Source organism: Allobosea thiooxidans, assembly GCF_900168195.1.
GTDB classification, from domain to species: Bacteria; Pseudomonadota; Alphaproteobacteria; order Rhizobiales; family Beijerinckiaceae; genus Allobosea; species Allobosea thiooxidans.
Map to the genome: position 1 here is coordinate 335864 of NZ_FUYX01000002.1, position 26544 is coordinate 362407.

The window sequence follows — 26544 nt, forward strand, 5'->3', positions numbered from 1 at the left end:
GGCGCAAGCGGCCATTGCGAGGAGCGCGAGCTCCGAAGCAACCCAGGAGGACGTGGAACTCTGCGCCCTCCTGGATTGCTTCGCTTCGCTCGCAATGACGGGTCCGCGGCTCGGATGATCTAGTTGCAGATCTTCAGCGTCACCGGGTCGGCATCATCAGGCAGGTAGTCGCCCATCGGCCGGCACTGCCCGGCCAGGCAGATGCGCCAGTCGGCGGTCGCGCCCGAGCGGCGCATCACCACTTCCTTCAGCGGCGGCAGCGTCGGGCGCCAGCGCCAGAAGCCGTCGACCAGCCTGGCGCCGTCGGGCGGGTCCATGCCGGCGCCGGAGCCCTCGATCCGCGCCTCGACGATCTCGGGGCCCGCGGGCGTCGCCTGCCAGACCTCCTCCCACAGCGTCTTCTGCACCGAGTGCCGCCAGCTCAGCGTGACCTCGCCGCGGCCGAGCGCCACGACGAGCGCACCGGCCGCGAGGCAGAGGCTCATGCGGTGGCCGGGGTGGCGCGGATGCGCCAGAGATGCTGGCCGACCAGCAGGGCGCCGAGAATGAAGCCGGCTTCGTCGGTGATCGGCAGGGCGGCGACCAGCAGGGCGGCGGCGACGGTGGCGAGGATGCGCTCCCAGGTCGCCAGCTTACCGTACAGATAGCCGACCACGGCTGCGCCCCACAGGATCATCGCGAAGCTGGCCTTGGCCACGATATAGACGACGGCGAGCCAGTAGGACGTGCCTTCGAGCCCGGCGACCGGCTGCAGCATCAGGTTCGGATCATAGACCGCCATATAGGGCACGACGAAGCCCGGCAGGGCGATCTTCACCGCCTGGACGCCGATCTTCATGCCCGAGACCTTGGCCATCGGGGCCGCGGCGAAGGCGGCCAGTGCGACCGGTGGCGTCAGATCCGCCATGATGCCGAAATAGAACACGAACATGTGGCTGACGATCAGCGGCACGTCGAGCTGGAGCAGGATCGGCGCGGCCAGAGACGAGGTGATGATGTAGTTCGGGATGGTCGGGATGCCCATGCCGAGGATCAGGCTGAAGATCATCGTCAGCACCAGGGCCAGGAACATCGAGCTCTTGCCGATGCCGATCAGCCAGGAGCCGAAGATCGTGCCGATGCCGGTCAGCGTCATCGTGCCGATGACGATGCCGACGAGCGCGCAGGCGAGGCCGACCGGCAGCGCCTGGCGGGCGCCGTCGGCCAAGGCCTCGATGCAGGAGCGCAGCACCTCGCGGCCGGTGGCGCCGCGGAACACGTTCCAGACCACCAGCGCCAGGACGACCATCAGCACTGTCGCCATGCTGATCGTCATCGAGGCGGCCGAGATCAGCGCGAACCCGACCCAGAACACGATCCGCAGCGCCGGCGTCGCCAGGCCCGAGGCGACCGCGAGCGCGAGGATCAGCGCGACGGTGAGGGCAAGCCCGATCGCACCGGCGAAGAGCGGGGTGAAGCCGGCGAAGAGGAGATAGACCAGCACCAGCAGCGGCGCGATCAGGTACCAGCTCTTGCGCAGTTCGGCGCGTGCGCTCGGCAGCTCCGATTTTGGCAGACCGTGCAGGCCGAGCTTGCCGGCCTCGAGATGGACCGCCCAGTAGCAGGCTCCGAAATAGAGCAGCGCCGGAATGATCGCGGCCTCGACGATCTTGGAATAGGGGACGTCGATCGTCTCGGCCATGATGAAGGCGACCGCGCCCATCACGGGCGGCATGATCTGGCCGCCCATCGAGGAGGTGGCCTCGACGCCGCCGGCGAAGGCGCCGGAGAAGCCCGAGCGCTTCATCAGCGGAATCGTGAACTGGCCGGAGGCCACGACATTGGCGACGCCGGAGCCCGAGACCGTGCCCATCAAGGCCGAGGAGGCGACGCAGACCTTGCCGGGGCCACCCTGCTTGCCGCCGAAGACGGCCATCGAGATGTCGTTGAAGAAATCGATCACCCCGGCGCGCTCCATGAAGGCGCCGAATAGGATGAACAGGAAGATGAAGGTGGCGGAAACTGCCGTCGGTGTGGCGTAGAGCCCCTCGGTGCCGAAGGCCATCTGCTCGACGACCTGATCGAGGCCGTAGCCGCGGTGGTCGAAGGGCGCCGGCAGGTAGCTGCCGAAGAAGCAATAGGCCAGGAAGGTGCCCGCGACGAGCGGCAGCGCGATGCCCATTGCCCGCCAGACCAGCAGGAACAGCACCGTCAGCGCCGCCAGCCCGATGACGATGTCGGCCTGGGTCAGGTCCCCGGCACGGTTCACCAGCTCGACATAGTTCCACCAGTGATAGAGGCCGATCGCGAAGCCCACGATGCCGACACCCCACCAGAAGATCCGGGCGGGAGGCGAGGTTTCGTCCGCATTGGCCAGCAGGCCGCAGGCGGTCAGGCAGAGGAAGCCGACATGGACGGTGCGCAGCACCTGGTTCGGCAGCGTGCCGGTGTAGAGCGTGACGAGCTCGAAGGCGCCGAGCAAGGCGAGGAAGGCGATCGCTGCCTCGCCCATCGGCCGGCCCCGCAGGGCCGACAGGACGATCCAGGCGAACCAGAGCACGAAGCCGACACGGATGACGGTGATCGGCGTCAGCCAGTCCACCCTTTCGAGAATGCGGAAATCAAGCGGGATGCCGAAGGCCGTCACAACCTGAAAGAGCGAGAACGCGACGGCGATCCAGAACAGCACGCGCCCCTTCCAGCCGCTGCCGAAGGTCGCGGGCAGGCCGTGCTCCGGATCGTGCGCGGGCGGCACCGGCGCGCCGGCCAGATCAGGCACGGCGAGGGGTCTGGTGGTATCCTGGCTCATGGCGACGTCCCCATCCGGCCGCTTCGCGGGCGGCGGCCCTTCCGGCACTGCTTCAGACAAAGGGCGAGGCCGGCAAACCGGCCCCGCCCCGGACTATGCGGTCGAAGGATTCGGGCCTCAGGAGCCGACCTTCAGGCCTTTTTCCTTGAAATAGCGCGCGGCGCCGGGATGCAGCGGGACAGGCATGCCCTCGAGCGCGCTGTCGAGCTTGATCGCGCGCGCCGCCGCATGGGCCGCGGTCAGGTCACCGAGATTCTCGTAGATCGCCTTGGTCATCTGGTAGGCCGTCTCCTCCTTCACGCCGTCATGGGTGACGAGGTAGTTGACGACCGCGGCGGCCGGCACTGCGGCCGTCTGTCCGGTATAGGTGTTGGCCGGGATCGAGACCTTGACGAAGGGCGGACCGGCCTTGTCAACGACCGCAGCCGGAACCTCGACCATGGTGATCTCAACCGAGGTCGCGAGGTCGCGCAGCGAGGCGACGCCGAGGCCGGCCGACTGCAGCGTGGCGTCGAGCTGCCGATTCTTCATCAGCTCGACCGATTCGGCGAAGGGCAGGTACTCGACCTTGCCGAGGTCCTTGTAGCTCAGCCCCGCGGCGGCGAGGATGGCGCGGGCGTTGAGCTCGGTCCCGGATTTCGGCGCGCCGACCGAGAGGCGCTTGCCCTTGAGGTCGGCGAGTGTCTTGATACCGCTCTCCTTCGAGGCGACGATCTGGACGTAGTTCGGGTAGATCGCGGTGACGCCGCGCAGCTTCTTCAGCGGCGCCTTGAAGCCGGCCTCCTCGTCGCCCTTCCAGGCGGCGTCGAGCGAATCGCCGAGCGTGAAGGCGATCTCGCCCTTGCCCTGCTGCAGCAGGACGAGGTTCTCGACCGAGGCCTTGGTGGCCTGCACGGTCGGCCGGACGCCCGGAATCTTCTCGCCATAGATCTTCGAGAGCGCGACGCCCAGCGGATAATAGACGCCCGAGGTGCCGCCGGTCAGGACGTTGACGAAGTCCTGCGCGCGGGCCGCTGCCGGGGCGACGGCGAGCGCTACGACGGCGGCAAGGCCGGCGAGCCGCCGGGTGCGAAACAGCGATTTCATGGTCTCTCCCTGAGCTGAGGTCCGGCTCGTTCGGCCGGTTCATCGCGTTTTTAGAGCATGCTCGACCGGAAAGGGAAAGCGCCGGGCCGCCGGTGCCGGTCCGTCTTTAGCCCAAGGAGCGGACTGGTTTCGCCATGATTGGCTGACTATCTCTTGCCGCGTGCGGTTGCCCTTGCCCCTGGGACAGGCTAGCCGGGCATCGAGCAACCAGCGATCAGGAACGACATGGACGACCGCGCCGGGCAGGGCAGCCAGAGGCTTCGCCTCGATCGACGGACTCTTCTCGCAGGTGCGGGCGCGACGGCGACGCTCGCCGCGCTGGGCTTTGCGCCGCAGGCGCTGGCGCAGCAGGGGCTGAAGCTCGGACAGGCCGAGGATTTCACCTTCGAGGCGCTGAAGGCGCGGGCGAAGCAGCTGGCGGCACAGCCCTATCAGCCGCCGCCGAATCCGCGTCCGGACGTTCTCGAGCGGATCGACTATGACGCCCATGGCAAGATCCGCTTCAAGCCGGAGATGGCGCTCTGGGCGAACGGGCCCTCGCCCTGGCCGGTGACCTTCTTCCATCTCGGCCGCTACTTCCAGAAGCCGGTGCGGATGCATGTCGTCGAGGGCGGCAAGGCGCGCGAGATCGTCTACGACGAGAGCTATTTCGAGATGCCGGCCGACTCGCCGGCGCGCGATCTGCCGACGGGGGCTGGTTTCGCCGGCTTCCGCTTCCAGGAAAGCCGCAGCGGTCATCCCGGCCGCAAGGGGGAGACGCTCGACTGGAAGAAGAACGACTGGGTCGCCTTCCTCGGCGCCTCCTATTTCCGCGCGATCGGGGAGCTCTACCAGTACGGGCTCTCGGCGCGCGGCCTCGCCATTGACCCGGCGGTCGCCGGCCGGGCCGAGGAGTTTCCCGACTTCACCCATATCTGGCTGGAGACGCCGAAGGACGGCGCCGAGCACGTCACGATCTACGCGCTGCTCTCCGGGCCGAGCGTGGCCGGCGCCTATCGCTTCCGCATGCATCGCGGCAAGGGCGTCACCATGGAGATCGAGACCGCGATCCATCTGCGCAAGGATGTCTCGCGGCTCGGCATCGCGCCGCTGACCTCGATGTTCTGGTATTCCGAGACGGCGAAGGCGACCGCGGTCGACTGGCGCCCGGAAGTGCATGATTCCGATGGACTCGCGCTCTGGACGGGCACGGGCGAACGCGCCTGGCGGCCGCTCAACAATCCGCGGCATACGATCGCCTCGGCCTTCGTCGACGAGAACCCGCGCGGCTTCGGCCTGATGCAGCGCGACCGCGAGGTCGGCCATTACCTCGACGGCGTGTTCTACGAGCGCCGCCCCAGCCTCTGGGTCGAGACGGAAGGCCAGTGGGGCAAGGGCTCGGTCCAGCTGATCGAGATCCCGACGGACGACGAGATCCACGACAACATCGTGGCGATGTGGGTGCCGGAGGCGCCGGCCCGGGCCGGCAACGCCTATAATTACCGCTACACGCTGCACTGGCTTGCCGACGAACCCTTCCCGACGACGCTCGGCCGGGTCGTCGCGACGCGGCTGGGCAATGGTGGCCAGCCGGGGACGGTCCGCCCCAAGGGCGTGCGCAAGTTCATGGTCGAGTTCCTCGGCCCGGCGCTGGAGACGATCCCCTTCGGCGTCAAGCCGGAGGTGGTGCTCTCGGCCTCGCGCGGCTCCTTCTCCTACATCTTCGCGGAAGCCGTGCCGGACGACATCCCCGGCCATTGGCGGGCCCAGTTCGACCTGACGGTCGAGGGCAGCGAGCCGGTCGAGATGCGCTGCTATCTCAAGGCCGGCGGCACGGTGCTGACCGAGACCTGGCTCTACCAGTACCTGCCGTTCTGATCGGCACGGGACAGGCGCGGAATCGCGCTTGCTCCGGCGCGGGCGTAACATTATATCATTTCTTATGGCCCACGCGCACGCCCCCCACACGCATCGCGCCGCCTCGGAAGCTCCGGGGTGGTCGCTGCTGCGTCTCTCGGCGGGAATGCGCATGGGGTTGGCCGCCATCGTCGTCGCCTTGTTGTGGCTGGCGACGCTGGCCGTGATCCTGTGATCGAGTTGCGTTCGATGTCCGCCATCCGCCTGACCGATCTGACTCTGGGCTATGATCGCCACCCGGCGGTGCATCATCTCTCCGGCGAGATCGAAGCCGGCAGCCTGACCGCCATCGTCGGGCCGAACGGTGCCGGTAAATCCACCTTGCTCAAGGGCATCGCCGGGGCACTCGCTCCGCTTTCCGGCGGCATCGCGCTCGCCAAGGGCAAGCGGCTCGCCTATCTCCCGCAATCGGCCGATCTCGACCGCTCTTTCCCGATCCATGTCTACGACCTCGTCGCCATGGGCCTGTGGAACCGGGCCGGCATCTTCGGCCGTATCGGGGCCCGCGCCGCCGACAAGATCGAGCATGCCATCGCGGCGGTCGGCCTGACCGGCTTCGAGCGCCGGCCGATCGGTACGCTCTCCGGCGGGCAGATGCAGCGGGCGCTGTTCGCGCGGCTGCTGCTGCAGGACGCCGACGTGATCCTGCTCGACGAGCCCTTCACTGCGATCGATGCGCGCACGACGGCCGACCTGCTTGATCTCGTGCGGCGCTGGCATGGCGAGAACCGCACGGTGGTCGCTGTGCTGCACGACATCGAGACGGTCAGGCAAGCCTTCCCGCAGACGCTGCTGCTGGCGCGCGAGGCCGTGGCCTGGGGCGAGACCGGCGCGGTGCTGACGCCGGAGAACCTGATGAAGGCGCGGCGCATGGTCGAATCCTTCGACAGCCACGCCGCCCCCTGCCAGCGCGACGCGGCGTGAGACGCATTCGGCAACCCGGTTTTCCGTCATTGCGAGCGCAGCGAAGCAATCCAGGGGGACTTGGTCAAAGCGTTTCGCCTCGTCCCCCTAGATTGCTTCGTCGCTTCGCTCCTCGCAATGACGTTATGCGATCGCCCACCGGATAGCTGACCTGTTGCTCTACGATCTCCTCATCGGCCCCTTCGCCGAATTCGACTTCATGCGGCGCGCCCTCGTCGGCGTGATCGCTCTCTCTGTCTCGGGCGCGCCGATCGGCGTCTTCCTGATGCTTCGACGCATGAGCCTGACCGGCGATGCGATGGCGCATGCGATCCTGCCGGGGGCGGCGCTCGGCTACCTTGTCGCCGGTTTCTCGCTGCCGGCGATGACGATCGGCGGGCTCGCGGCCGGTTTTGCGGTGGCGCTGGCGGCCGGCGCGGTGGCGCGGGCGACGGTGCTCAAGGAGGACGCCTCGCTTGCCGCCTTCTACCTGATCTCGCTCGCGCTCGGCGTCACCATCGTCTCGCTGCGGGGATCGGCGATCGACTTGCTGCACGTGCTCTTCGGCAATGTGCTGGCGCTGGACGACCAGGTGCTGATCCTGCTCGCCGGCGTCGCAACCGTCTCGTTGCTGTCGCTGGCGGCGCTCTATCGGCCGCTGGTGCTCGAATGCGTCGATCCGGGCTTCCTGCGCTCGGTCAGCCGCTCGGGCGGCGTCGTGCACCTGACCTTCCTCGCGCTGGTCGTGCTCAATCTCGTCGCGGGCTTCCATGCGCTGGGGACGCTGCTCGCCGTCGGCATGATGATGCTGCCGGCGGCCGCGGCGCGCTTCTGGACGGCCGACATCACGCGCCTGCTATTGCTTGCGGCGGGCTTCGGCATGGTCTCCGGCTATGCCGGCCTCGTCCTGTCCTATGCGGCGGGCTCGAGCCTGCCGGCAGGCCCCTCGATCATCCTCGCCGCCGGCGCGATCTATCTCGGCTCGCTCCTGTTCGGCTCGCAGGACGGACTTGCGCGCCGCCTCTTGCCTCGCGCCCATCTCCAGCGATAGAAACGTTATATCGTTTCATTTCATGGAGTCGCCAATGCCGAACCGTCGCGCCCTCGTTGCCGCGCTTGCTTTCGGGCTTGCCGTGGCTGCCGCGCCGCTCGGCGCCTTCGCGCAGGAGAACGCGGAAGGGAAGCTGCCGGTGGTGGCGAGCTTCTCGATCCTGGGCGATTTCGTCCGACAGGTCGGCGGCGACCGCGTCAGCCTGACGACTTTGGTCGGCCCTGACGGCGATGCGCATGTCTATTCGCCGACCCCGGCGGACGCGAAGGCGATGGCCGCTGCCAAGCTCATCCTCGTCAACGGCCTGCATTTCGAGGGCTGGCTGCCACGCCTCGTCAAATCCTCCGGCACCAAGGCGACGCTTGCCGAGGCGACGAAGGGCATCACGCCGCTCGAGGCCGACGACCAAGACGGCAACGGCAAGGGCGGCCACGCGCATGCCCATGGCCATGACGACCCGCATGCCTGGCAAAGCGTCGCCAACGCGAAGATCTATGTCGCGAATATCCGCGATGCGCTGAGCGCGGCCGATCCGGCGGGCAAGGCGAGCTACGAGGTTAATGCCACGGCCTATCTCGCCGAACTCGACAAGCTCGAAGGCGAGGTCAAGGCTGCGGTGACGCGCATTCCTGCCGAGCGCCGCAAGGCGATCACCACCCACGACGCCTTCGGCTATTTCGTGAAGGCCTATGGCATCGCGTTCGTGGCTCCGCAGCGCGTCTCGACCGAGGCGGAGGCCTCCGCCAAGGATGTCGCCCGCATCATCCGTCAGGTGAAGGCGCAGAAGATCCCCGCGGTCTTCCTTGAAAACGTCACCAATCCGCGCCTGGTCGAGCAGATCGCGCGCGAAAGCGGCGCCAAGGTCGGCGGCCGGCTCTATTCGGATGCGCTCTCGGCGGAGAGCGGGCCGGCGGGGACTTACATCCGGATGATGAAGCACAATATAAGCGAGATCGAAAAGGCGCTGACCGCCGGCCCGGCCTGACCGGGCGGTGCCGTCCCCAGCGTCTCACAGCCATTCAGGTCAAGCCATGTCCGAGAAAATCCCCGTCACGGTGCTCACCGGCTATCTGGGCGCCGGCAAGACCACGCTCCTCAACCGCATCCTGACCGAGGACCACGGCAAGAAATTCGCCGTCATCGTCAACGAGTTCGGCGAGGCCGGCATCGATGGCGACCTCATCGTCGGCGCCGATGAGGAAATCTTCGAGATGAACAACGGCTGCATCTGCTGCACCGTGCGCGGCGACCTGATCCGCATCCTCGACGGCCTGATGAAGCGCAAGGGCAAGTTCGACGCGATCATCGTCGAGACCACCGGTCTCGCCGATCCCGCGCCGGTCGCTCAGACCTTCTTCGTCGACCAGGATGTCGGCGACGCCACCCGCCTCGATGCGGTCGTGACCGTGACCGACGCCAAGTGGCTGAAGGACCGGCTGAAGGACGCGCCCGAGGCGAAGAACCAGATCGCCTTCGCCGATGTCATCGTCTTGAACAAGACCGATCTGGTGACGGCTGAAGAACTCGCCGAAGTCGAGGCCGCGATCCGCGCGATCAACCCCTATGCCAAGCTGCACAAGGCGCAGCGCTGCGACGTCGACATCGCCGCGCTGCTCGACCGCAACGCCTTCGATCTCGACCGCATCCTCGACATCGAGCCGGATTTCCTCGAGGCCGGCCATCACCACCACCATTCCGAGGATGTCCGCTCGATCTCGCTGACCGTGCCGGGCGATGTCGATCCCGAGAAGTTCATGCCGTGGATCAACGACATCGCGCAGATCCAGGGGCCGAACATCCTGCGCTCCAAGGGTATCCTTGCCTTCAAGAACGAGCCGCGCCGCTTCGTCTTCCAGGGCGTGCACATGATTCTCGACGGCGATCTGCAGCGCGACTGGAAGGACGGCGAGACGCGCGAGAGCCGCCTGGTCTTCATCGGGCGCGGCCTCAACGAGAACGAATTGCGCAAGGGGTTTGAAGCCTGCGCGGCGTGAGTTAAAGCCGCGTCATGACCACGCTGACCCAACCCGCCTCGCTGCGCGAGCATGTCACTCCGATCGCGGCGGAGACGCATGTCGTCGCCGCCCGCTGGCTGAAGCAGGGGCTCGCGCTCGCGCTGGCCGACGGGCGCGTGCTGCGCTGGCGCGACGGCGCGACCGATATGGTCGAGGCCCATGCCGGCGGCATCCTCTGCGCCACCGGCGACGGCGAACGCCTGATCTCGGGCGGCGATGACGGGCGCGTCGTCGCGACCCGGATCGAGGGCGCTCCGGAGGAGCTGGCGAAGGACCCCAAGCGCCGCTGGATCGACGCGATCACGCTCTCGGCCTCCGGGAATCTTGCCTGGAACACCGGCAAGACGGTGCGGGCCCGCGACGAGAAGGGCCGCGTTCGCACGCTGGAGGCCGCGAGCACGCCGCAGGGCCTCGTCTTCGCGCCGAAGGGCTATCGCCTCGCCATCGCCCAGATGAACGGCGTCTCGCTCTGGTATCCCAACACCGAGGCGAAGCCGGAATTTCTGGAATGGAAGGGCTCGCATCTCGACCTCGCCTGGTCGCCTGACGGGCGTTTCGTCGTCTCCTCCATGCAGGAGAATGCCCTGCATGGCTGGAAGCTCGGCGACAAGCCCAGCCATATGCGGATGACCGGCTATCCGGCGAAGCCCCGTTCGCTGTCCTGGTCGCATGACGGGCTCTGGCTCGCCTCGAGCGGCGCGGACGGCGCGATCGTCTGGCCGTTCCAGGGCGAGGGGCCGCAGGGCAAGGCGCCGCGCGAATGCGGCGTGCGCCGGGCCCGTGTCACCCGCGTCGCCTTCCATCCGGGAGCGCTGGTGCTGGCGATCGGCTATGACGATGGCTGCATCCTGCTGGTCCGGCTGACGGACGGCTCCGAGCTCCTGGTCAGGCCGGCCGAGCGCGACAGCGGCATCAGCGCCTTCGCCTGGGACAAGGCCGGCAAGCGGCTCGCCTTCGGCGCCGAGGACGGCGCTGCCGGCGTGCTCGTCCTGCCGAGCTGAGGGCGATGCGCTTCGGGCTCTTCGGCAAGGCTGGGACCCGCAAGGGCGGCGATGCGAAAGCCGAGGCGAAGGTTGCGACCGAGCGGCTGAAGGCGCAGGTGCGGGAGCTGCTCGGCCTGCCCGAGGCGGCGGCTATCGCCGTCAACGAGATCCTCTGCGCCGATCCGGCCTGCCCGGGCACCGAGACGGTGATCCTGGTGATGAAGCCGGGCGAGAAGACCCGAGCCTACAAGTTGCAGATGGCGATGGCCGAGGTGACGGCGGGGGCGCTGGCCGAGGCGCTCGGCCGGTCGCGCGCAACGGAATCGTAGTGCGCCTGCGGATTCTCACCGTCATTGCGAGCGCAGCCAAGCGATCCGGGGGGCCGGACCGAAGCGCGCAACCCCGTCCTCCTGGATTGCTTCGCCGCTCCGCGTCTCGCAATGACGGCGCGGCGCTGCCTCGCTCTCAGGGCTTGAAGCCGTTCGGGAGGGCCGGCGCCTCGGCCTTCAGCACGATGGCGACGCGGCGGTTGTAGGGCAGGTAGGGGTTGTCCTTGATCAGCGGCTCGGTGTCGCCCTTGCCGGTGACCGAGAGGAAGCGCTCGTTCGGCACCCCGGCATTGGCGAGGATCTCACGCACCGCGTTGGCGCGGCCGATCGAGAGGCCCCAGAGGTCGCCCTCCGGCGTGGCGCCGGGCCGCGGCGTGGCGCTGTGGCCTGAGATCGCGATCTTGTTGGGCATGCGCCTGAGCGTCGGGGCCAGCGCCGCGAGGACCTTGCGCATGCGCTCGTTCGGCTGGGCCGAGCCCTCGGCGAACATCGAGCGGCCCTCCTGATCGACGAGCTGGATGTCGATGCCGGCCTCCGAGACCTCGACCAGGACGTTGCGCGAGACCTCGGCGATCTCGGGCATGTCGCGCAGCGCCTGGCGCAGCGAGGCGGCGGCGAGCGCGAAGCCGCGGTCATGCGTCGCCGCGATCAGCCCGTCTTCCTTCTGGTTGTTGTGATTGGGCGCCGTGTTGTCGGAGGCGTCCTGCAGCGGGCGGACATAGGCGTTCTTGATATGCGTCTTGGTCGGGATGCCGTCGAGCTCGACGATCCCGGCGAGGCGGACATCGGTCTGGGTGCCGAAGGCCTCGCGCATCGAGCCGGCGACGATCTGGAGCTTCTGCTTGTCCTGGCTCGAATAGGCGGCGACCATGACGAAGAAGCTCATCAGCAGCGCCATCAGATCGGCGAAGGTCACGAACCAGCCGTGACCGCCATGGCCGCCGCGTTTCTTCTTGGCCATCTCCTAGGACCCGGTCACGCCGCTTCGGCCATCTCGGCCCGATGGTGGTCGGGCAAATAGGCGAGCAGCATCTCGCGCACCAGCGTCGGCGACTTCGCGTCGCGCATCTGGAGCACGCCGTCGATGATCAGCGTGCGCGAGATCTCCTCCTCCTCGAGCTTGACGTGCAGCTTGTCGGCGAGCGGCAGGGTCAGCATGTTGGCGACGATCGCGCCATAGAGCGTGGCGAGCAGGGCCGTCGCCATGGCGGGGCCGAGCCTGGAGGGGTCGGACATGTTGGCGAACATCGTCACCATGCCGATGATCGTGCCGATCATACCCCAGGCGGGGGCGCAGTCGCCGATGGCGCGATAGACCTTCGAGCCCTCGTCGAGCCGCTGCAGGAAATTGTCGCGGTCCCGCTCCATCGTGTCGCGGATGAAGTCCTTGTCGTAGCCGTCGGCGATGTAGCGCAGGCCCTGGGCCAGGAAGGGGTTGGAGACTTCGACGTTCTCGAGCGCGACCGGGCCGCTCTTGCGGGCGATCTCGGCGACGCGGGTGATTTCCTCGATCAGCTCGCGCGGATGGCTCGCGCTCATGGTGAAGGCGAAGCGCGCGCCCATCGGCAGGCCGTGGGCGATGACCGAGAAGGGAAAGCGCAGCATCGTCGCGGCGGCCGAGCCGCCGAAGATGATGATCGCCGCGTGCTTGTCCCAATAGGCCGCGAAATTGCCGCCGTCGATGATGATCAGTGCGCAGATGGTGGCGATGCCGCCAATGATGCCGATGCCGGTCGCGATATCCATGACACCACCTTCGCGCGGGCCCCCGCCGCAACCGGCGCGCCTCACATTCGCAGTTGCGGTAACCATAAGAGTCATGGATTGAACGAAGCGTTAAGCTTGTTGGCTTCGCGGCGGGCGCGGCTTGCGATACAGGTACGGACGATGTCGCTTCTTTCGCTCTATGCCCGTGTCCTCGGCGAGCTCGGCCCGGAAAGGCGGCTGGGCGTCATCCTGGCCCTGGCCAACATCCTGCTGGCGGCGGTCGCCTTCGCCGAGCCGATGCTGTTCGGCGCGCTGATCGACCGGCTGACCACGATCCAGGCCTCCGGCAGCACGCCGACCTGGAGCAGCATCAACCTGCTGATCTTCGCCTGGGTCGGCTTCGGCCTCGCCAATATCGGGATGGGCGTCTTCGTCGCGCTCCATGCCGACAGGCTGGCGCATCGCGCGCGGCTGGCGGTGATGGCGCGCTATTTCGAGCACGCGCTGACCCTGCCGCTCGCCTACCACACACAGACCCATTCCGGCCGCGTGCTCAAGGTGATGCTGGACGGCACCAATGCGATGTGGGCGCTCTGGCTCTCCTTCTTCCGCGAGCACTGCGCCTCGATCGTCGCATTGTTCGTGCTCCTGCCTTTCACGATCTGGAAGAACTGGCAGCTCGGCCTGCTCCTGATCGGCCTCGTGCTGCTGTTCGGCTCGCTCACCGCCTTCGTGCTGCGCAAGACCGACAGGCTGCAGAGCCATGTCGAGGCCTACCATTCGAGCCTGGCCGAACGCGCCTCGGACGCGCTCGGCAACGTGCCCGTGATCCAAAGCTTCACCCGGATCGAGGCCGAGGTCAGGGGCCTGCGCACCACCATCGCGAGCCTGCTGGAGGCGCAGCTGCCGGTGTTGTCCTGGTGGGCGGTGGCGACGGTCGCGACGCGCGCCTCGGCGACGCTGACCGTGCTCGCGATCTTCGTCGTCGGCACCTGGCTCCTGATGCACGGCCAGACCACGGTTGGCGAGATCGTCACCTTCATGGGCTTCGCCACCATGCTGGTCGGGCGCCTGGAGCAGATCGTCGCCTTCGTGAACTTCATCTTCATGCAGGCGCCGAAGATGCGGGAATTCTTCGAGGTGCTCGATACGCTGCCCGCCGTGCGCGACCTGCCGAACGCCAAGGATCCCGGCCGGCTCGAGGGTGCCGTCGCCTTCGAGGATGTGTCCTTCTCCTATGACGGCAAGCGCGCGGCTGTGCGCGACGTGTCCTTCGCGGTGAAGCCCGGCGAGACGATCGCCGTCGTCGGTTCGACCGGCTCGGGCAAATCGACGACGCTCGGGCTGCTGCACCGCGCCTTCGATCCGCAATCGGGCCGGATTACCGTCGACGGCAGCGATATCCGCGAGATCTCGCTGCTTTCGCTCCGCCGCAATATCGGCGTGGTCTTCCAGGAGCCGATGCTGTTCGCCCGCTCGATCCGCGAGAACCTGCTGGTCGGCAAGCCCGACGCCACCGATGCCGAGATGATGCAGGCGCTCGAGCGGGCCCAGGCCGCCGAGGTGATGGCGCGCCAGAGCGACGGGCTCGACACGCTGGTCGGCGAGCGCGGCCGCACCCTCTCCGGCGGTGAGCGCCAGCGGCTTTCGATCGCGCGCGCTCTGCTCAAGAACCCGCCGATCCTGATCCTCGACGAGGCGACCTCGGCGCTCGACGCGGCGACCGAGGTGAAGCTGCAGAAAGCGCTGGAGGAGGTGATGAAGGGGCGCACCACCTTCGTCATCGCGCATCGGCTGGCGACCATCCGCAATGCCGACCGCATCCTCGTCTTCGAACAGGGGCAGGTCGAGGAGATGGGCACCTTCGACGAGCTCGTCGCCAAGGGCGGGCGCTTCGCCGCGCTGGCGCGGGCGCAGTATCTCGTCGGCAGCAAGCCGGCGCCGCTCGCGCCCGGCGAGACGGTCGCGCTGGCGCAGAAGCTCGGGCCGGGTTGAGGCGCCGGCGCACTCACGCTGCCGGGCCTTGCATCCAGCAGAGGCGCACCGTCCAGCCCCGAGCGGAGGCGACCGGCAGACGATAACCCCGCAGGTAATCGACCCGCCGCACCTGTGGCGCCATGGTCCTCCGCAACGGCCGCCCGGCGGCCTTGCCAGGGAACCGACCATGACCGCCTATGCCATCGCCCATCTGCAGGATGTCCGGCTCGGCCCGGAGATCATCGACTACATCGCGCGCATCGACGGGACGCTCGCGCCCTATGACGGCCGCTTCCTGATCCATGGCGCGACGCCGGAGATCGTCGAGGGGCCGTGGCCGGGCGATCTCGTGGTCATCGCCTTTCCGGATCTGGAGCGGGCCCGCGCCTGGTACGACTCGCCGGCCTATCGCGCGATCCTGCCGCTCAGGACGGAGAATGCACGCAGCACGACGATGATCGTGAAGGGAGTCGGGTCCGGCTATCGCGCGGCGGATTTCCTCGCCAAGGCGGGCCTCGCCTGAGCTGCCCGGTCAGTACGCCGCCGCCAGCTCGGCCTCGATGAAGCCGCGTACCTCATCGGCGGCGACGCCCGGCGCGATGAAGCTCCGGCCGATGCCGCGGGCGAGGATGAAGGTCAGCACGCCGCGCTTCACCTTCTTGTCCTGCGTCATCGCCTCGACGATCGCCTCGGCGCTGCCGGCGCCGCCCGGGACCTGCTGCAGCCGGCTCGGCAGGCCGACCTGGTCGAGATGGCGGGCGACGCGCCCGGCGTCCTGACCGGGGCAGAGGCCGAGCCGCTGCGAGAAGCGGAAGGCCAGGGCCAGGCCGATGGCCACCGCCTCGCCATGGACCAGGCGGCTTGAATCGTAATTGGTCAGCCGCTCCAGCGCGTGGGCGAAGGTATGGCCGAGATTGAGCAGGGCGCGGTCGCCCTCCTCGCGCTCGTCACGGGCGACGATCGCTGCCTTGGCCCGGCAGGAGACGGCGACGGCATGGTCGCGCTCCGGGCCGCCGGCGATGACGCGGCTCCAATTGGCCTCGCACCAGTCGAAGAAGGCCGGGTCGTCGATCAGGCCGTATTTCACCACCTCGGCATAGCCGGCCTTGAACTCGCGCTCGCTCAGCGTGTCGAGCAGGGCGGTATCGGCGATGACGAGCGAGGGCTGGTGGAAGGCGCCGATCAGGTTCTTGCCGTGCGGCGAGTTGATGCCGGTCTTGCCGCCGACCGAGGAATCGACTTGGGCGAGCAGGGTGGTCGGCACCTGGACGAAGCGCACGCCGCGCCGCAGCACTGCCGCCGCGAAGCCGGTCAGGTCGCCGACGACGCCGCCGCCGAAGGCGATCACGAGGTCGTTGCGCTCGATCTTCGCCGCCAGCAGCGCGTCGCAAAGCATGATGAATTGGGGATAGGACTTCGAGCTCTCGCCCGGCGGGATGGTGATGCGGGTGGCTGCGATGCCTTCCTGGTGCAAGCAGGTCTCGAAGGCGGCGCCGTGCAGGCCGGCGACGCGCTCGTCGGTGACCAGGGCCGCCCTGGCCCCGGGCGCGAAGGCCGCGATCAGCGCCGCCGCCTCGCAGAGCTGGTGGCGCCCGATATGGATGTCGTAGGCGCGGCCTTCGAGCGCGACCGGGACGGTGATCCGGGCGCCGGCCTTCTCGGACAGGGTGGCGTTCATGACGTTGCTTCTCCGCCCGCCAGGCCCAGATAGCCGCCCAATGCGGCAATGGTTTCGCCGACCACGACTTCGTGAGGCTCGTCGCTCGACAGAATGGTGAGATCGGCCAGCGCATAGACCGGCTCGCGCTCGGCCAGCATGCGGCGCAAAGTGGCCTCGGGATCGGCGGTCTGGAGCAGCGGGCGGTTCGAGCGCTTGCGGACGCGGCGCATCAGCACGTCTGGCTCGGCCTTGAGCCAGACGGATATGCCGAGCTCCTTCACGCGCTCGCGGGTCTCGGCGTTCATGAAGGCGCCGCCGCCGGTGGCGAGCACGAGTGGCGCGCGCGTCGTCAGGATGCGGCTGATCACGCGGCGTTCTCCGTCGCGGAATTCGGCCTCGCCGCGCTGTGCGAAGATCTCCGGAATCGTCATGCCGGCCGCCGTCTCGATCTCGGTGTCGGCATCGACGAAGGGCAGGCCGAGGCGCCCGGCCAGGCGGCGGCCGACCGAGCTCTTGCCGGAGCCCATCATCCCGACGAGCACGATGGCGCGGCCGCTGAGCGCGGCGCGGAGATCGGCCCTGTCGGGGGCGGCGATGGTAGCGGCGGCAGTCATCAATCTCTATTCCTCGGCACGGCTGTAGCACCGCCGGCCGGCGGCGTCATGCCTCTGTCATGCCTTTTTGCCGCCGCTTTTCATCGGGCCCTGCCTCGCAAACCCTTGCGCGGCGCGGGCGGCATCGCGGATAATGCCCGGCCCGAGATCGCGCGATTGCGAAAGTCCGCCCGAAGTGCCGACGTTATTCCGTTTCCTCGTCTTCGTCGCGATCATCGCCGGTATCGTTTTTGGTGGCATGGTGGCGCTGGTCACCTTCGTCCAGCCGGTGCAGCGCGAGATGGTCGAGATCGTGCCACCCGAGAAGCTGCAGCCGCGATGAGCCGGCTGTCGCGCCAGCGGCTGAACGCCCTCCTCGACATGCTGGCGGCCGAGCGCGGCGCGGCGCGCAACACGCTCGATGCCTATGAGCGCGACGTCACGGATTATCTCGGCTTCCTCGGAGGCAAGACGCCGGGAGACGCGACCGCCGAGGACATCCGCGGCTGGCTCGTCGACCTGTCGGAGCGCGGGCTCAAGGCCTCTTCGGCGGCGCGCCGGCTTTCGGCGGTGCGCCAGTTCCACCGCTTCCTCTACACCGAGGGACTGGTCGCGAACGATCCCACGGCCGCGATCGCGGGGCCGCGCCAGGGCAGGCCGCTGCCGAAGGTCGTCTCCGTCGGCGATGTCGACCGCCTGCTCGAGACGGCGCGGACGGCCTGCCTGGCCGAGGGCTTGAGCCCGGCTGCCCGGCTGAAGGCGCTGCGGATGCGCTGCCTCGTCGAGATGCTCTACGCCACGGGCCTGCGCGTTTCGGAGCTGATCGCGCTGCCGCGCTCGGCCGCGACGACGCGCGAGCGCTTTCTGATCGTGCGCGGCAAGGGCGACAAGGAGCGGCTGGTGCCGCTGAACGAGGCGGCGCGGCAGGCAGGACGCGACTGGCTCGCGGCGCTGACCGAAAGCGGGGAAGCCGAGGGGCGCTGGCTCTTCCCGGCGGAGGGGGAAAGCGGCCATCTCACGCGCCAGGTCTTCGGGCGCGACCTCAAGGCGCTCGCCGGAGCGGCGGGGCTCTCAGCCGCCGCGCTGAGCCCGCATGTGCTGCGCCACGCCTTCGCCAGCCATCTGCTGCAGAACGGCGCCGATCTGCGCGTCGTGCAGGAACTGCTCGGCCATGCCGATATCGCGACGACGCAGATCTACACCCATGTCCTCGACGAGCGGTTGAAGAGCATGGTGCGCGATCTCCACCCGCTGGCCGACGGGGAGTAGGGCCTCGCGCCTCAGGCCTCGGAGCAGCGGATCTGCTGGACGCGCTTGGGCATCTCGCCCACCGCCGGGATGAACTGGCCGGTGGCCGGGTTGAGGATCATCAGCACGCCGGTGGCGACGGCGAAATAGGCGCCATGCAGGTGCAGCTTGCCCTTCTCCTCGAGGATCCTGACGCAAGGGAATGTGCGCAGATTGGCAAGCGACTGCTGAATCGAGGCGAGTTCCAGCCGGTGCAGGTAGTCGTCGAAGTTCTCGTTGCGGCCGCGCCCGCCGGTGCGCTCGGCCGCCGGGGCGATCAGCGTAATCCATTTGCCGATGAAGTCGCCGGGCGAGAGCGCTTTCTGGCTGTCGTCGGCAAAAGCGCGGATGCCGCCGCAGCGGCCATGGCCGAGCACGACGATATGCTGGACCCTGAGGGCCTGCACCGCATATTCGAGCGCCGCCGAGGTGCCGTGGAGCTGGTCGTCCGGCTGGAAGGGCGGAATGAGATTGGCGATGTTGCGGGCGACGAACATCTCGCCGGGGCGCGCATCGAAGATCACTTCCGGCGAGACGCGCGAATCGCAGCAGCCGATCAGCATGATCTTCGGCGTCTGGCCGTGTTCGCCGAGCTCTTCGTAGCGACCCTGTTCGCGGATGAAACGATCGTCGAGGAAGGTGCGATAGCCTTCCGTCAGGCGCTGCGGGAACGGCTCGGCGGGCTTTTCCATGGCTCTTCTGGAACAGGAAAGCGCGGATTTCGTCAAGTTATTGTTGCAGTGCGGGATTGACGATCCCGCCTATGTGATCCTGTCGAGGCAGGCCGCGAGCGCGGCCGCCAGGCCGGCGGTTTCGCCCTGCACCGCCACGGTTTTCAGCCTCGCCGTGGCGCCGCTGGCGATCGAAAGCCGGGAGCGCGGCAGCTTCAGTGCACCGGCGAGCAGGCGGATCAGCGCGGTGTTCGCCTCGCCTTCGGTGGGTGCGGCGCGCACGCGCGCCTTCAGGACGACGCGCCCATCCGCGAGCGTCTCGACGCCGTCGAGGCCGTCGCGCCCGCCGCGCGGCGTCAGGCGGATGTCGAGCGCGATGCCGTCCTTGGTTTCCCGCCAGGGTCGGGCGGCCGGATCCTTCATGAGCCCTCGCGCGGAAAGGGGCGGCCATGCGCCGCCGGGACATGGACATGCGGCCGTGCTCGCCTAGTCTGTGGCGCCGGCCACTCGGGGCATAGCGCCTGCGGCGGGCCACGCGCAACGGAGAGCCCTAGCCTTGACCGAACCCTGCGATCTCAGCGCCGTCGCCGCGCGTGCCCTCATCGGGGCGAAGAAGCTGTCAGCCCGCGAACTGCTCGACAGCTGCATCCGCCGCATGGACGCGATCGATCCGGCGGTGAACGCGATGGTGGCCCGCGACGACGCCGCGGCGCGCAAGGCGGCAGGCGAGGCCGACGAGGCGACCGCCCGCGGCGATGCGCTCGGCGCCCTGCACGGCCTTCCGGTCGGCATCAAGGACCTCGAAAACACGGCCGGCCTGCGCACTACCTATGGCAGCGCGCTCTATCGCGATTTCGTGCCGAAGGAAGACCAGCAGATCGTCGCCTCGGTGCGCAAGGCGGGCGCGATCATCGCCGGCAAGACCAACACGCCCGAATGGGGCGCCGGCGCCAATACGCGCAACGCCGTCTACGGCGCGACCGGCAATCCCTTCGATCCGTCGAAGAGCGCGGCCGGCTCCTCCGGCGGCTCGGGCGTGGCGCTGGCGACCGGCATGGTGCCGCTGGCGACCGGCTCCGACACCGGCGGCTCGCTGCGCAACCCGGCCGCCTTCAACGGCATCGTCGGCTTCCGCCCGACGCCCGGGCTGGTGCCGAGCGAAAAGCGCGCGCTCGGCTGGTATCCGCTGCCCGTGCTCGGCCCGATGGCACGCGACGTGCCGGATCTGTGCCTGCTGCTATCGGCCATGGTCTCCGACGACGGTGCCGACCCGCTGGCGACGACGATCCATGGCAAGGCCGTGCGCCGCCCCGAGGATTTCGCCCGGCCCGACGCGATCGACCTCGCCTCGCTCAAGGTCGGGCTCACCCCGGATTTCGGCTTCGCGCCGACGGAGCGCGTGATCCGCGAGACCTTCGCGGAGAAGACGCGCGCCTTCAGCCATCTCTTCCATGGCGCCGAAGAGGCGACGCCGGATTGCGACGGCACCGACGAGGTCTTCGAGATCCTGCGGGCGGTCGGCTTTCTCGCCGGGCATCTCGACAAGGTGCGCGATACGCCGGACATGGTCGGGCCGAATGTGCGGGCCAATGTCGAGGAAGGGCTTCGCTACTCGGCGCTCGACGTCACCCGCGCGATGAAGCAGCAGACGGCGATCTACCAGAACTGGCAGCGCTTCTTCGAGCGTTACGACGTCATCCTCTCGCCGGCGGTGACCCTGAGCCCGCGGCCCTGGACCGAGCTGTTCCCGGCCGAGATCGACGGCAAGCCGACGCGAACCTATTTCCACTGGCTCGCTTTGGCCTATGCCGTCACCATCGTCGGCCATCCGGCGATCTCGCTGCCGGTCGGCCTCGATCGTAACGGCATGCCCTTCGGCCTGCAGATCGTCGGGCCGCGCGGCGGCGACGCCAAGGTGCTGGCGGTGGCGGCGGCGCTGGAGGCGGCGCTCGCCGGCGACGCGCTGACGGCGCGGCCGGTCCCGGATCTGGCCAGGCTGGCCGCGGCCCGGCCGATCAGCGAAAGCCCGAACTTCATGGGCTTCGCCTGACATTTAATACCATGCTCGGGCGCCGCGGAGCGGGCCCGAGCATGGCGATCCCTATCGCGCCGCCGCGACTGCCGCCGACCAGGGCGAGGCGGCGTCGCTCGAGCCTTCGGCGCCGTCGCGGTCGACCCGGACGAAGTTCGGACAGGCGAAATTGATCGGCAGCACGGAGTGTTCGACGCGCGTCGTCGGCCCGGCCTCGTCGAGAGCCGCCAGGGTCTCGGCCGGCAGGCGCAGATCGGCGCTGGCGGAATCGGGGCCGGAGACGTCGATACGCGGCTGATGCGCCGTTTCCTCGGTCGACATGCCGAAATCGAGCTGCCAGGCCAATGTCTGGTAGATGCTGGCGAGGATGCGCCGCCCGCCGGAGGAGCCGGCGGCGAGGCGCGGCCAGCCGCCGTCCTTCGGCGTCACCACGACCGGGCACATGTTGCAGAGCGGGCGGGCGCCGGGCGCGATCGCGTTGGCGCTGCCGGGGCGCGGATCGAACCACATCATGCCGTTGTTCATCAGCACGCCGGTCGCGGGCAGCACGACACGGCTGCCCATCGAGGAGAGCAGGGTGGTGGTGACGGTGACGAGATTGCCCTCGCCATCGACCACGGTGAGATGGGTGGTGCAGGTGTCGCCCGGCTCCTTGGCCGCCGTCGCGGCGCCGAGCCCGTCGAGCCGCTCGCGATAGGCCCGCCGCATCACCTCGGAGAGCCCGGCGAACCAGGCGGGCGAGGGGCCGTCGCCGTCGATCGGCGCATCGGCCATGCCGGCGACGACGCGTTCGAGCGTCGGCGCTGCGGTCAGGCCCCCGGCGGTGTGGACGAGGTGGCTGCCGCGCCAGTCGATGGTCGGCGCCTCGCGCAGCTCGGCGGTGCAGCCCGCGAGGTCCTGCGCATCGACCACGCCGCCGGCGGCGGCGATGTCCGCGGCGAGGGCGCGGGCGATGTCGCCGCGATAGAAATCATCGAGACCGGCGCTGGCCAGCCGCTCCAGCGTATGGGGCAGGCTGCCGAGCGTCATGAAGCCGGGCGAACCCTGATAGGGCGGAACCGGCGGCAGGCCGTTCGGCAGGTAGATGCGCGCGCTCTCCTCGTAGAGACGCAGCACAGAGGCCGAGGAGGAGATCTTCAGCGTCGTGTACCAGTCGGCCGGCAGGCCGCGCTTCGCCAGCGCGATGGCGGGCGCGAGGATATCGGCGAGTGGCAGCTTCGAGCCGAAGGCCTCCTTTAGCTTGGCATAGCCGGCGACCGAGGAGGGCGTGACGAAGGAGAGCGGCCCGTGGATGTTGACGTCGCCGACCACCTCCGGCCAGGTGAAGAGGTCCTTCTTCATCTCGCCGGTGAGGGGGTAGGCGGCCGGGTCGGCGCGGCGGGGCGCGACCGGCCCGAAATCGACCACCTGGGCGCGGCTCTCGCCCGCCTTCAGCACCACCGCGAAGCCGATTCCGCCGAGTCCGCTGTTCCAGGGCTCGACCGCCGCCAAAGCGAAGCAGGCGGCGACGGCGGCATCGGCGGCGTTACCGCCCTGCTCGAGGACTGCCGCCCCGGCCTCGGCGGCCTCGCGGCTCTGCGACACGACGATGCCGTGCCTGCCGCGGGCCGCGGGCTTGGTCAGGGTCCAGTTCTGGCTGCGATAGGGGCGAGCGGCAGCGGCCATGGGTGCGACCTCGATCGATTGCGGAGGTCGCCATACTGCATGGCCGGTGCAAGGGCGTCGAATGCGTCGTGACGGGCCGTGAGCCGCGCGCGGCGCAGGGCGGATGCCTCAGAAGACGTTCGGGTAGATGTAGCGGACGATCACGCTCTGGATGAAGTAGATGACCAGCAGCAGGATGATCGGCGAGATGTCGATGCCGCCGAGATTGGGCAGGCGCTCGCGAATCGGGCGCAACGCCGGCTCGGTGATGCGGTAGAGCGCGTCCCAGATGGTGGCGACGAACTGGTTGCGCGTGTTGATTACGTTGAAGGCGATCAGCCAGCTCAGCACCGCCGAGGCGATCAGGAGCCACACATAGATCTGCAGAGCGAGCAGAACCACGTCGAGAACGGCACGCATCGATCTTCCTTTTACGCCAGTCCGGAGAGGGTTCGCGGAATATCGGTGCTTACGCCAAAAACAGATGGCGGAAGTGATTGACATCCACGCGACGCACAGCCTAGAAGGCCAGCGCCTTGGGGCTGTAGCTCAGATGGGAGAGCGCTGCAATCGCACTGCAGAGGTCAGGGGTTCGAATCCCCTCAGCTCCACCAAGGCTTTCCCGCACATATCGGACCTCTCCACCGTGATGCTGCCGCCTCGGCGGGCCGAGGCTTGCGCGCGCATTCGCGCTCGGTGAAGTCAGCCGTGGTCGCCTCGTCTACGCCTGTCCCATGCCCTGAAGCGGGGTGAGCTGGCCAGTGCGGCCCCGCTGAAGCGGGCCTGCCTCCGGTGCGCGGCGGAACCGATCGTCCTCCCCATCGTTCGAGAAGTATCCCGCGGTTCGGAACCGCTCGTTTTTCGGGGATATCAGAACATGAAGACGCTATTCATCGCGTCGCTCATCGCGACGGCGACCGCCTTTGGCGCGCTCGCACAGACCTCGACCACATCGCCGATGCCGGCGCCGAAGGGCGAAGCAGACAAGAACGCCCCGTTGCCGGGTGCGAACAGCTTCACCGAGGGGCAGGCCAAGAGCCGCCTCGAGGCAAATGGCTACTCGCAGGTCGGCCCCCTCACCAAGGACGCGAACGGCGTCTGGAAGGGCAGCGCCACGCATGGCGGCTCCAAGGTGAGCGTGTCCGTCGACTATCGCGGCAACATCACCCGCCAGTAACGCAGGGAGCAAGCGAATGACCCAGACCCTCACCCGTTCCTATGACAGCTACGAGACCGCCCGCTCGGTCGTCGAAGCGCTCGAGGCCGGCGGCGTCAGTTCCGCCGACATCAGCGTCGTCGGCCGGCACGCCAGGGCCGACAGGACCGATGACAGCAATGCCGGGGAAGGCGCCGGGATCGGCGCGGCGCTCGGCGGGGCGGCCGGCCTGCTCGCCGGCATCGGCCTGATCGCCATTCCGGGGATCGGGCCGGTGGTCGCAGCCGGCTGGCTGGCTTCGACCGCCGCCGGCGTTGCCGCCGGTGGCGTCACCGGGGGCATCCTCGGGGCCCTGACCAGCGCGGGGCACAGCGAGGCGGATGCGCATTATTATGCCGAAACCGTCCGGCGTGGCGGCACCATCGTCTCGGTCCGGGTCACGGACGAGCAGGTGCCGGCCGTCGAGGCGATCCTCGACGGCGCGACACCGATCGACCGGGACGCCCGCCTCGCCGAATATCGCGCCTCGGGATGGAGCCGCTTCGACGAGACGGCGCCCCCCTATCGCCCGATGATGTAGCCGAAGCGGAGGGCGGCCGCAGCCGCTACGGGCAGCGTGCTTCGAAGCGGCGGCCGTAGCGGTCGCGGTAGATGCAGTTGTTCGGCGTGGTCGCCCGCCCGATCACGGCACCGGCGACACCGCCGACGGCTGCGCCGATCGCCGCTCCGCGCCCGCCGCCGGCGATGCCGCCGATGATGGCTCCGGAGCCGGCGCCGATGACCGCGCCGCCGAGCGTGCGCTGATCAGCCGAATTCGTGTTGCAACCGGCCAGCACCAGGCCAACGGCAAGCACAGCAAATTTCCAACGCATCGGTTTCCTCCTCCTAGAAGCGCCAGATCAGCGGCACGATGAAGACTGCCACGACGAAGAACCAGAGCAGGAGCGGCAGCCCGAGCTTCCAGTAGTCGCTGAAGACATAGCCGCCAGGGCCCATCACCATCAGATTGGTCGGGGTCGCGATCGGCGTCAGGAAGGCGCCGGCGGCGGCGACGGCGGTGCTCATCAGCACCGGGCGCGGCGAGATGCCCATGGCGGCGGCGGCGGCAACACCGATCGGGATGACGATCAGCGCCGTCGCGGTGTTGCTGATCAGCTGGCCCATGATCGCAGTCAGCACGAACAGCCCGGCGAGCAGCGCGGTCGGCCCCGCATCGCCGACCAGGGCGACCAGGCGATCGGCCAGCATCTTGGCCGCACCGGTCTCGATCATCGCGGTCGAGAGCGGCATCATCGCGCCGACCAGGATCACGGTCGTCCAGCTGATCGCCCGGTAGGACTGCTCGACGCTCATGATGCCGCACAGGATGATGGCACCGGCGGCAAGCAGGCCCGCCACGGCGGAGGGGACGATGCCTGTCGCGAGCATCAGGACCATCGCGAACAGGATGATGATCGCCTGCTTGGCGCCGGGACCCATCGGCACGGCCTGGCGGCGCACCAGCTCGGGCGAGCTGACGACGAGGACGTCGGGGTCGTCGAGATGGGTATCGAGCGCCTTCCAGGTGCCCTGCAGGAGCATGGTGTCGCCGGCCTGGAGCACGACGCCGGCCGCCTTCGTCGCGCCGGCACTGGCCGCCTCGCCGGCGCCGCGCTGGACCGCAAGGATGATGAGGTCGCCGCTTTCGGTGACCATGCCCGGAAATACGGTCTGGCCGATCAGGCCGGAGCGCGGCGGGATCACCACCTCGGCCAGGCCCGAGCGACGATTGAACAGCGTTTCCTCGCTGTCGCCGCTGCCTTCCTCGCGGAAGGCGAGATGCATCTTGACCGAGAAGTTGGCGGCCGCCTCGGCATCGCCGCGCAGCAGCAGATAGTCGCCCTCAGCGATGGTCGTGCGCCGCAGCGGCCCAGCGGTGTCGCCATCCTGGATCGCCACGAGCTGAAGCCCGGGCCATTCATCCAGCGCGACCACGCCGGATGGCTCCCCGACATAGGGGCAGGTGGCGCGGACACGCAGCTGGTGGATGCCGCTCGCCAGGCCGTACTGCTCGACCAGCGTCCTGGCGTGGCGGCTGAAATCCGCCGGCATGGTCGCCCCATTGCGCTGCGGCAGCAGCCGCTCGCCGAACAGGATGATGATCGCCATGGTTCCGGCAAGGAGCGGGATGCCGGCCAGCGCGAATTCGAAGAAGCCGAAGCCGCCGACGCCGGCATCGAGCCCGGCCTCGGACACCAGCACGTTCACCGGCGTCCCGGTCAGGGCGAGCATGGAGCCGGCGTGGCCAGCGAAGACGAGCGGCATCAGCAACTGCGAGGAGTTACGCTTGAGCCGGACGGCGATGACGACGACGACCGGCAGCAGCGCCGCCACCGCGCCGTTGAGGCTGATCAGCGCGACCAGGAGCGCGACCAGCACCATCATCAGCAGCAGGAGCCGCGTCCGGCTTTCCTCGCCGGCACCCTTGATCAGGAGCTGGCCGGCCCAGGCGGTGACGCCGGTGACCTCGAGCCCGGAGCTGACGACGAAGAGCGAGGCGATGAAGATGACGGCGGGGTCGCCGAGGCCGCCCAGCGCCTGCGGCAGGGTGAGCACCCCGGTCGCCCAGAGGCCGAGCGCGGTGCCCATCGCGACGAGCACGACAGGCACCTTGTTCGTGACGAACAGGACGACGGCAATGGCGACGATGATGCCGGTATAGGCTATCGGACTCACGCATCAGCTCCTTGTTGGGCCCGTTCGGCCGCCGGCGGCCGCCTCGAAGGT

At 68.6% G+C, this 26544-nt stretch carries 27 protein-coding genes and 1 tRNA gene; 15 read left to right on the forward strand and 13 right to left on the reverse strand.

Going from position 1 to position 26544, the window contains the following annotated elements; all coding sequences use genetic code 11:
- Positions 1 to 119: 119 nt before the first annotated feature.
- The 3 genes from B5Y19_RS04650 to B5Y19_RS04660 form a co-directional block, all read right to left on the reverse strand.
- Positions 120 to 485, reverse strand: coding sequence for a DUF1850 domain-containing protein (locus B5Y19_RS04650; protein ID WP_079591152.1), 366 nt, complete (start codon positions 483 to 485; stop codon positions 120 to 122).
- Entirely contained in the window at positions 482 to 2788 is a 2307-nt protein-coding gene (locus tag B5Y19_RS04655; protein ID WP_079591153.1) for a TRAP transporter permease, read from the reverse strand. Before B5Y19_RS04655 ends, B5Y19_RS04650 begins: the two co-directional genes overlap by 4 nt.
- A 117-nt stretch (positions 2789 to 2905) precedes the next feature.
- Positions 2906 to 3874 (reverse strand): TAXI family TRAP transporter solute-binding subunit, encoded by a 969-nt coding sequence (locus B5Y19_RS04660; RefSeq protein ID WP_055730486.1) that lies wholly within the window; start codon positions 3872 to 3874, stop codon positions 2906 to 2908.
- Between the two features lie 225 nt (positions 3875 to 4099).
- On the opposite strand from B5Y19_RS04660, the gene B5Y19_RS04665 reads away from it, so the two are divergent.
- The 7 genes from B5Y19_RS04665 to B5Y19_RS25595 all read left to right on the forward strand — a co-directional run bounded on the left by B5Y19_RS04665 (position 4100) and on the right by B5Y19_RS25595 (position 11051).
- On the forward strand, positions 4100 to 5731 hold the full coding sequence (locus B5Y19_RS04665) for an OpgD/OpgG family glucan biosynthesis protein (protein WP_055730485.1): 1632 nt from the start codon (positions 4100 to 4102) through the stop codon (positions 5729 to 5731).
- Between the two features lie 228 nt (positions 5732 to 5959).
- Positions 5960 to 6694 (forward strand): zinc ABC transporter ATP-binding protein AztA, encoded by a 735-nt coding sequence (aztA, locus tag B5Y19_RS04675; RefSeq protein ID WP_055730483.1) that lies wholly within the window; start codon positions 5960 to 5962, stop codon positions 6692 to 6694.
- Positions 6695 to 6845: 151 nt separating this feature from the next.
- Positions 6846 to 7724 (forward strand): metal ABC transporter permease, encoded by an 879-nt coding sequence (locus tag B5Y19_RS04680; protein WP_055730482.1) that lies wholly within the window; start codon positions 6846 to 6848, stop codon positions 7722 to 7724.
- Between the two features lie 34 nt (positions 7725 to 7758).
- Complete coding sequence (locus B5Y19_RS04685; RefSeq protein ID WP_055730481.1) at positions 7759 to 8709, forward strand: metal ABC transporter substrate-binding protein; 951 nt, start codon at positions 7759 to 7761, stop codon at positions 8707 to 8709.
- A 46-nt stretch (positions 8710 to 8755) separates the two neighbouring features.
- Complete coding sequence (locus B5Y19_RS04690) at positions 8756 to 9718, forward strand: CobW family GTP-binding protein (protein WP_055730480.1); 963 nt, start codon at positions 8756 to 8758, stop codon at positions 9716 to 9718.
- 14 nt (positions 9719 to 9732) lie between these two features.
- Entirely contained in the window at positions 9733 to 10740 is a 1008-nt protein-coding gene (locus tag B5Y19_RS04695) for a WD40 repeat domain-containing protein (protein WP_055730479.1), read from the forward strand.
- A 5-nt stretch (positions 10741 to 10745) separates the two neighbouring features.
- On the forward strand, positions 10746 to 11051 hold the full coding sequence (locus B5Y19_RS25595) for a hypothetical protein (RefSeq protein WP_055730478.1): 306 nt from the start codon (positions 10746 to 10748) through the stop codon (positions 11049 to 11051).
- A 136-nt stretch (positions 11052 to 11187) separates the two neighbouring features.
- On the opposite strand, the gene B5Y19_RS04705 is transcribed toward B5Y19_RS25595, so the two are convergent.
- Both B5Y19_RS04705 and B5Y19_RS04710 read right to left on the reverse strand, forming a co-directional pair.
- Positions 11188 to 12012, reverse strand: coding sequence for an OmpA/MotB family protein (locus B5Y19_RS04705; RefSeq protein ID WP_055730477.1), 825 nt, complete (start codon positions 12010 to 12012; stop codon positions 11188 to 11190).
- Positions 12013 to 12026: 14 nt separating this feature from the next.
- A complete protein-coding gene (locus tag B5Y19_RS04710; RefSeq protein WP_055730476.1) occupies positions 12027 to 12797 on the reverse strand; it encodes a motility protein A in 771 nt (256 codons plus the stop codon).
- Positions 12798 to 12938: 141 nt separating this feature from the next.
- On the opposite strand from B5Y19_RS04710, the gene B5Y19_RS04715 reads away from it, so the two are divergent.
- Together B5Y19_RS04715 and B5Y19_RS04720 are read left to right on the forward strand one after the other, a co-directional pair.
- Complete coding sequence (locus B5Y19_RS04715; protein WP_079591155.1) at positions 12939 to 14753, forward strand: glucan ABC transporter ATP-binding protein/ permease; 1815 nt, start codon at positions 12939 to 12941, stop codon at positions 14751 to 14753.
- Between the two features lie 169 nt (positions 14754 to 14922).
- A complete protein-coding gene (locus B5Y19_RS04720; RefSeq protein WP_055730474.1) occupies positions 14923 to 15258 on the forward strand; it encodes a DUF1330 domain-containing protein in 336 nt (111 codons plus the stop codon).
- A gap of 9 nt (positions 15259 to 15267) precedes the next feature.
- Here B5Y19_RS04720 and aroB read toward each other — a convergent pair whose 3' ends face one another.
- Positions 15268 to 16413 (reverse strand): 3-dehydroquinate synthase, encoded by a 1146-nt coding sequence (gene aroB, locus B5Y19_RS04725; RefSeq protein ID WP_055730473.1) that lies wholly within the window; start codon positions 16411 to 16413, stop codon positions 15268 to 15270.
- Positions 16410 to 17012 carry a shikimate kinase gene (locus tag B5Y19_RS04730; RefSeq protein WP_411914137.1) on the reverse strand — a complete coding sequence of 201 codons (603 nt, stop codon included), beginning with the start codon at positions 17010 to 17012 and terminating at the stop codon, positions 16410 to 16412. Before B5Y19_RS04730 ends, aroB begins: the two co-directional genes overlap by 4 nt.
- 172 nt (positions 17013 to 17184) lie before the next feature.
- Here B5Y19_RS04730 and B5Y19_RS04735 point away from each other — a divergent pair, with 172 nt between their 5' ends.
- Positions 17185 to 17331, forward strand: a complete 147-nt coding sequence (locus B5Y19_RS04735; RefSeq protein ID WP_055730471.1) for a hypothetical protein — start codon at positions 17185 to 17187, stop codon at positions 17329 to 17331.
- Complete coding sequence (locus tag B5Y19_RS04740) at positions 17328 to 18257, forward strand: site-specific tyrosine recombinase XerD (RefSeq protein ID WP_055730470.1); 930 nt, start codon at positions 17328 to 17330, stop codon at positions 18255 to 18257. Before B5Y19_RS04735 ends, B5Y19_RS04740 begins: the two co-directional genes overlap by 4 nt.
- An 11-nt stretch (positions 18258 to 18268) precedes the next feature.
- Here the strand turns inward: B5Y19_RS04740 and B5Y19_RS04745 are convergent, their stop codons facing one another.
- Positions 18269 to 18967: a carbonic anhydrase gene (locus tag B5Y19_RS04745; protein ID WP_055730469.1), complete on the reverse strand. Its 699-nt coding sequence runs from the start codon at positions 18965 to 18967 to the stop codon at positions 18269 to 18271.
- A gap of 69 nt (positions 18968 to 19036) precedes the next feature.
- A complete protein-coding gene (locus B5Y19_RS04750) occupies positions 19037 to 19369 on the reverse strand; it encodes a DUF167 family protein (protein WP_055730468.1) in 333 nt (110 codons plus the stop codon).
- A 133-nt stretch (positions 19370 to 19502) separates the two neighbouring features.
- On the opposite strand from B5Y19_RS04750, the gene B5Y19_RS04755 reads away from it, so the two are divergent.
- Positions 19503 to 20996: an amidase gene (locus B5Y19_RS04755; RefSeq protein ID WP_055730467.1), complete on the forward strand. Its 1494-nt coding sequence runs from the start codon at positions 19503 to 19505 to the stop codon at positions 20994 to 20996.
- A 51-nt stretch (positions 20997 to 21047) separates the two neighbouring features.
- Here the strand turns inward: B5Y19_RS04755 and B5Y19_RS04760 are convergent, their stop codons facing one another.
- Together B5Y19_RS04760 and B5Y19_RS04765 are read right to left on the reverse strand one after the other, a co-directional pair.
- Complete coding sequence (locus B5Y19_RS04760; RefSeq protein ID WP_055730466.1) at positions 21048 to 22643, reverse strand: gamma-glutamyltransferase; 1596 nt, start codon at positions 22641 to 22643, stop codon at positions 21048 to 21050.
- 108 nt (positions 22644 to 22751) lie between these two features.
- Complete coding sequence (locus B5Y19_RS04765; RefSeq protein WP_055730465.1) at positions 22752 to 23042, reverse strand: YggT family protein; 291 nt, start codon at positions 23040 to 23042, stop codon at positions 22752 to 22754.
- A 118-nt stretch (positions 23043 to 23160) separates the two neighbouring features.
- On the opposite strand from B5Y19_RS04765, the gene B5Y19_RS04770 reads away from it, so the two are divergent.
- The 3 genes from B5Y19_RS04770 (at position 23161) to B5Y19_RS04780 (ending at position 24358) form a co-directional block, all read left to right on the forward strand.
- Positions 23161 to 23236, forward strand: a tRNA-Ala gene (locus B5Y19_RS04770).
- Positions 23237 to 23499: 263 nt separating this feature from the next.
- Complete coding sequence (locus B5Y19_RS04775) at positions 23500 to 23799, forward strand: hypothetical protein (RefSeq protein WP_055730464.1); 300 nt, start codon at positions 23500 to 23502, stop codon at positions 23797 to 23799.
- 16 nt (positions 23800 to 23815) lie between these two features.
- Complete coding sequence (locus B5Y19_RS04780) at positions 23816 to 24358, forward strand: general stress protein (protein ID WP_055730463.1); 543 nt, start codon at positions 23816 to 23818, stop codon at positions 24356 to 24358.
- 25 nt (positions 24359 to 24383) lie between these two features.
- Here B5Y19_RS04780 and B5Y19_RS04785 read toward each other — a convergent pair whose 3' ends face one another.
- Both B5Y19_RS04785 and B5Y19_RS04790 read right to left on the reverse strand, forming a co-directional pair.
- Entirely contained in the window at positions 24384 to 24650 is a 267-nt protein-coding gene (locus tag B5Y19_RS04785) for a YMGG-like glycine zipper-containing protein (RefSeq protein WP_055730462.1), read from the reverse strand.
- 13 nt (positions 24651 to 24663) lie between these two features.
- Positions 24664 to 26493 (reverse strand): SLC13 family permease, encoded by a 1830-nt coding sequence (locus B5Y19_RS04790; RefSeq protein ID WP_055730461.1) that lies wholly within the window; start codon positions 26491 to 26493, stop codon positions 24664 to 24666.
- Between the last annotated feature and the right edge of the window lie 51 nt (positions 26494 to 26544).

Bases quoted from the DNA above. Each gene is read 5' to 3' on its own strand.
- B5Y19_RS04765 (WP_055730465.1), bottom strand. From the start codon at position 23,042: ATGCGTGCCGTTCTCGACGTGGTTCTGCTCGCTCTGCAGATCTATGTG.
- B5Y19_RS04760 (WP_055730466.1), bottom strand. From the start codon at position 22,643: ATGGCCGCTGCCGCTCGCCCCTATCGCAGCCAGAACTGGACCCTGACC.
- B5Y19_RS04785 (WP_055730462.1), bottom strand. From the start codon at position 24,650: ATGCGTTGGAAATTTGCTGTGCTTGCCGTTGGCCTGGTGCTGGCCGGT.
- aroB (WP_055730473.1), bottom strand. From the start codon at position 16,413: ATGAACGCCACCCTGTCCGAGAAGGCCGGCGCCCGGATCACCGTCCCG.
- B5Y19_RS04690 (WP_055730480.1), top strand. From the start codon at position 8,756: ATGTCCGAGAAAATCCCCGTCACGGTGCTCACCGGCTATCTGGGCGCC.
- B5Y19_RS04695 (WP_055730479.1), top strand. From the start codon at position 9,733: ATGACCACGCTGACCCAACCCGCCTCGCTGCGCGAGCATGTCACTCCG.
- B5Y19_RS04715 (WP_079591155.1), top strand. From the start codon at position 12,939: ATGTCGCTTCTTTCGCTCTATGCCCGTGTCCTCGGCGAGCTCGGCCCG.
- B5Y19_RS04740 (WP_055730470.1), top strand. From the start codon at position 17,328: ATGAGCCGGCTGTCGCGCCAGCGGCTGAACGCCCTCCTCGACATGCTG.
- B5Y19_RS04665 (WP_055730485.1), top strand. From the start codon at position 4,100: ATGGACGACCGCGCCGGGCAGGGCAGCCAGAGGCTTCGCCTCGATCGA.
- B5Y19_RS04655 (WP_079591153.1), bottom strand. From the start codon at position 2,788: ATGAGCCAGGATACCACCAGACCCCTCGCCGTGCCTGATCTGGCCGGC.
- B5Y19_RS04685 (WP_055730481.1), top strand. From the start codon at position 7,759: ATGCCGAACCGTCGCGCCCTCGTTGCCGCGCTTGCTTTCGGGCTTGCC.
- B5Y19_RS25595 (WP_055730478.1), top strand. From the start codon at position 10,746: ATGCGCTTCGGGCTCTTCGGCAAGGCTGGGACCCGCAAGGGCGGCGAT.
- B5Y19_RS04705 (WP_055730477.1), bottom strand. From the start codon at position 12,012: ATGGCCAAGAAGAAACGCGGCGGCCATGGCGGTCACGGCTGGTTCGTG.
- B5Y19_RS04775 (WP_055730464.1), top strand. From the start codon at position 23,500: ATGAAGACGCTATTCATCGCGTCGCTCATCGCGACGGCGACCGCCTTT.
- B5Y19_RS04780 (WP_055730463.1), top strand. From the start codon at position 23,816: ATGACCCAGACCCTCACCCGTTCCTATGACAGCTACGAGACCGCCCGC.
- B5Y19_RS04660 (WP_055730486.1), bottom strand. From the start codon at position 3,874: ATGAAATCGCTGTTTCGCACCCGGCGGCTCGCCGGCCTTGCCGCCGTC.
- B5Y19_RS04750 (WP_055730468.1), bottom strand. From the start codon at position 19,369: ATGAAGGATCCGGCCGCCCGACCCTGGCGGGAAACCAAGGACGGCATC.
- B5Y19_RS04745 (WP_055730469.1), bottom strand. From the start codon at position 18,967: ATGGAAAAGCCCGCCGAGCCGTTCCCGCAGCGCCTGACGGAAGGCTAT.
- B5Y19_RS04710 (WP_055730476.1), bottom strand. From the start codon at position 12,797: ATGGATATCGCGACCGGCATCGGCATCATTGGCGGCATCGCCACCATC.
- B5Y19_RS04720 (WP_055730474.1), top strand. From the start codon at position 14,923: ATGACCGCCTATGCCATCGCCCATCTGCAGGATGTCCGGCTCGGCCCG.
- aztA (WP_055730483.1), top strand. From the start codon at position 5,960: ATGTCCGCCATCCGCCTGACCGATCTGACTCTGGGCTATGATCGCCAC.
- B5Y19_RS04650 (WP_079591152.1), bottom strand. From the start codon at position 485: ATGAGCCTCTGCCTCGCGGCCGGTGCGCTCGTCGTGGCGCTCGGCCGC.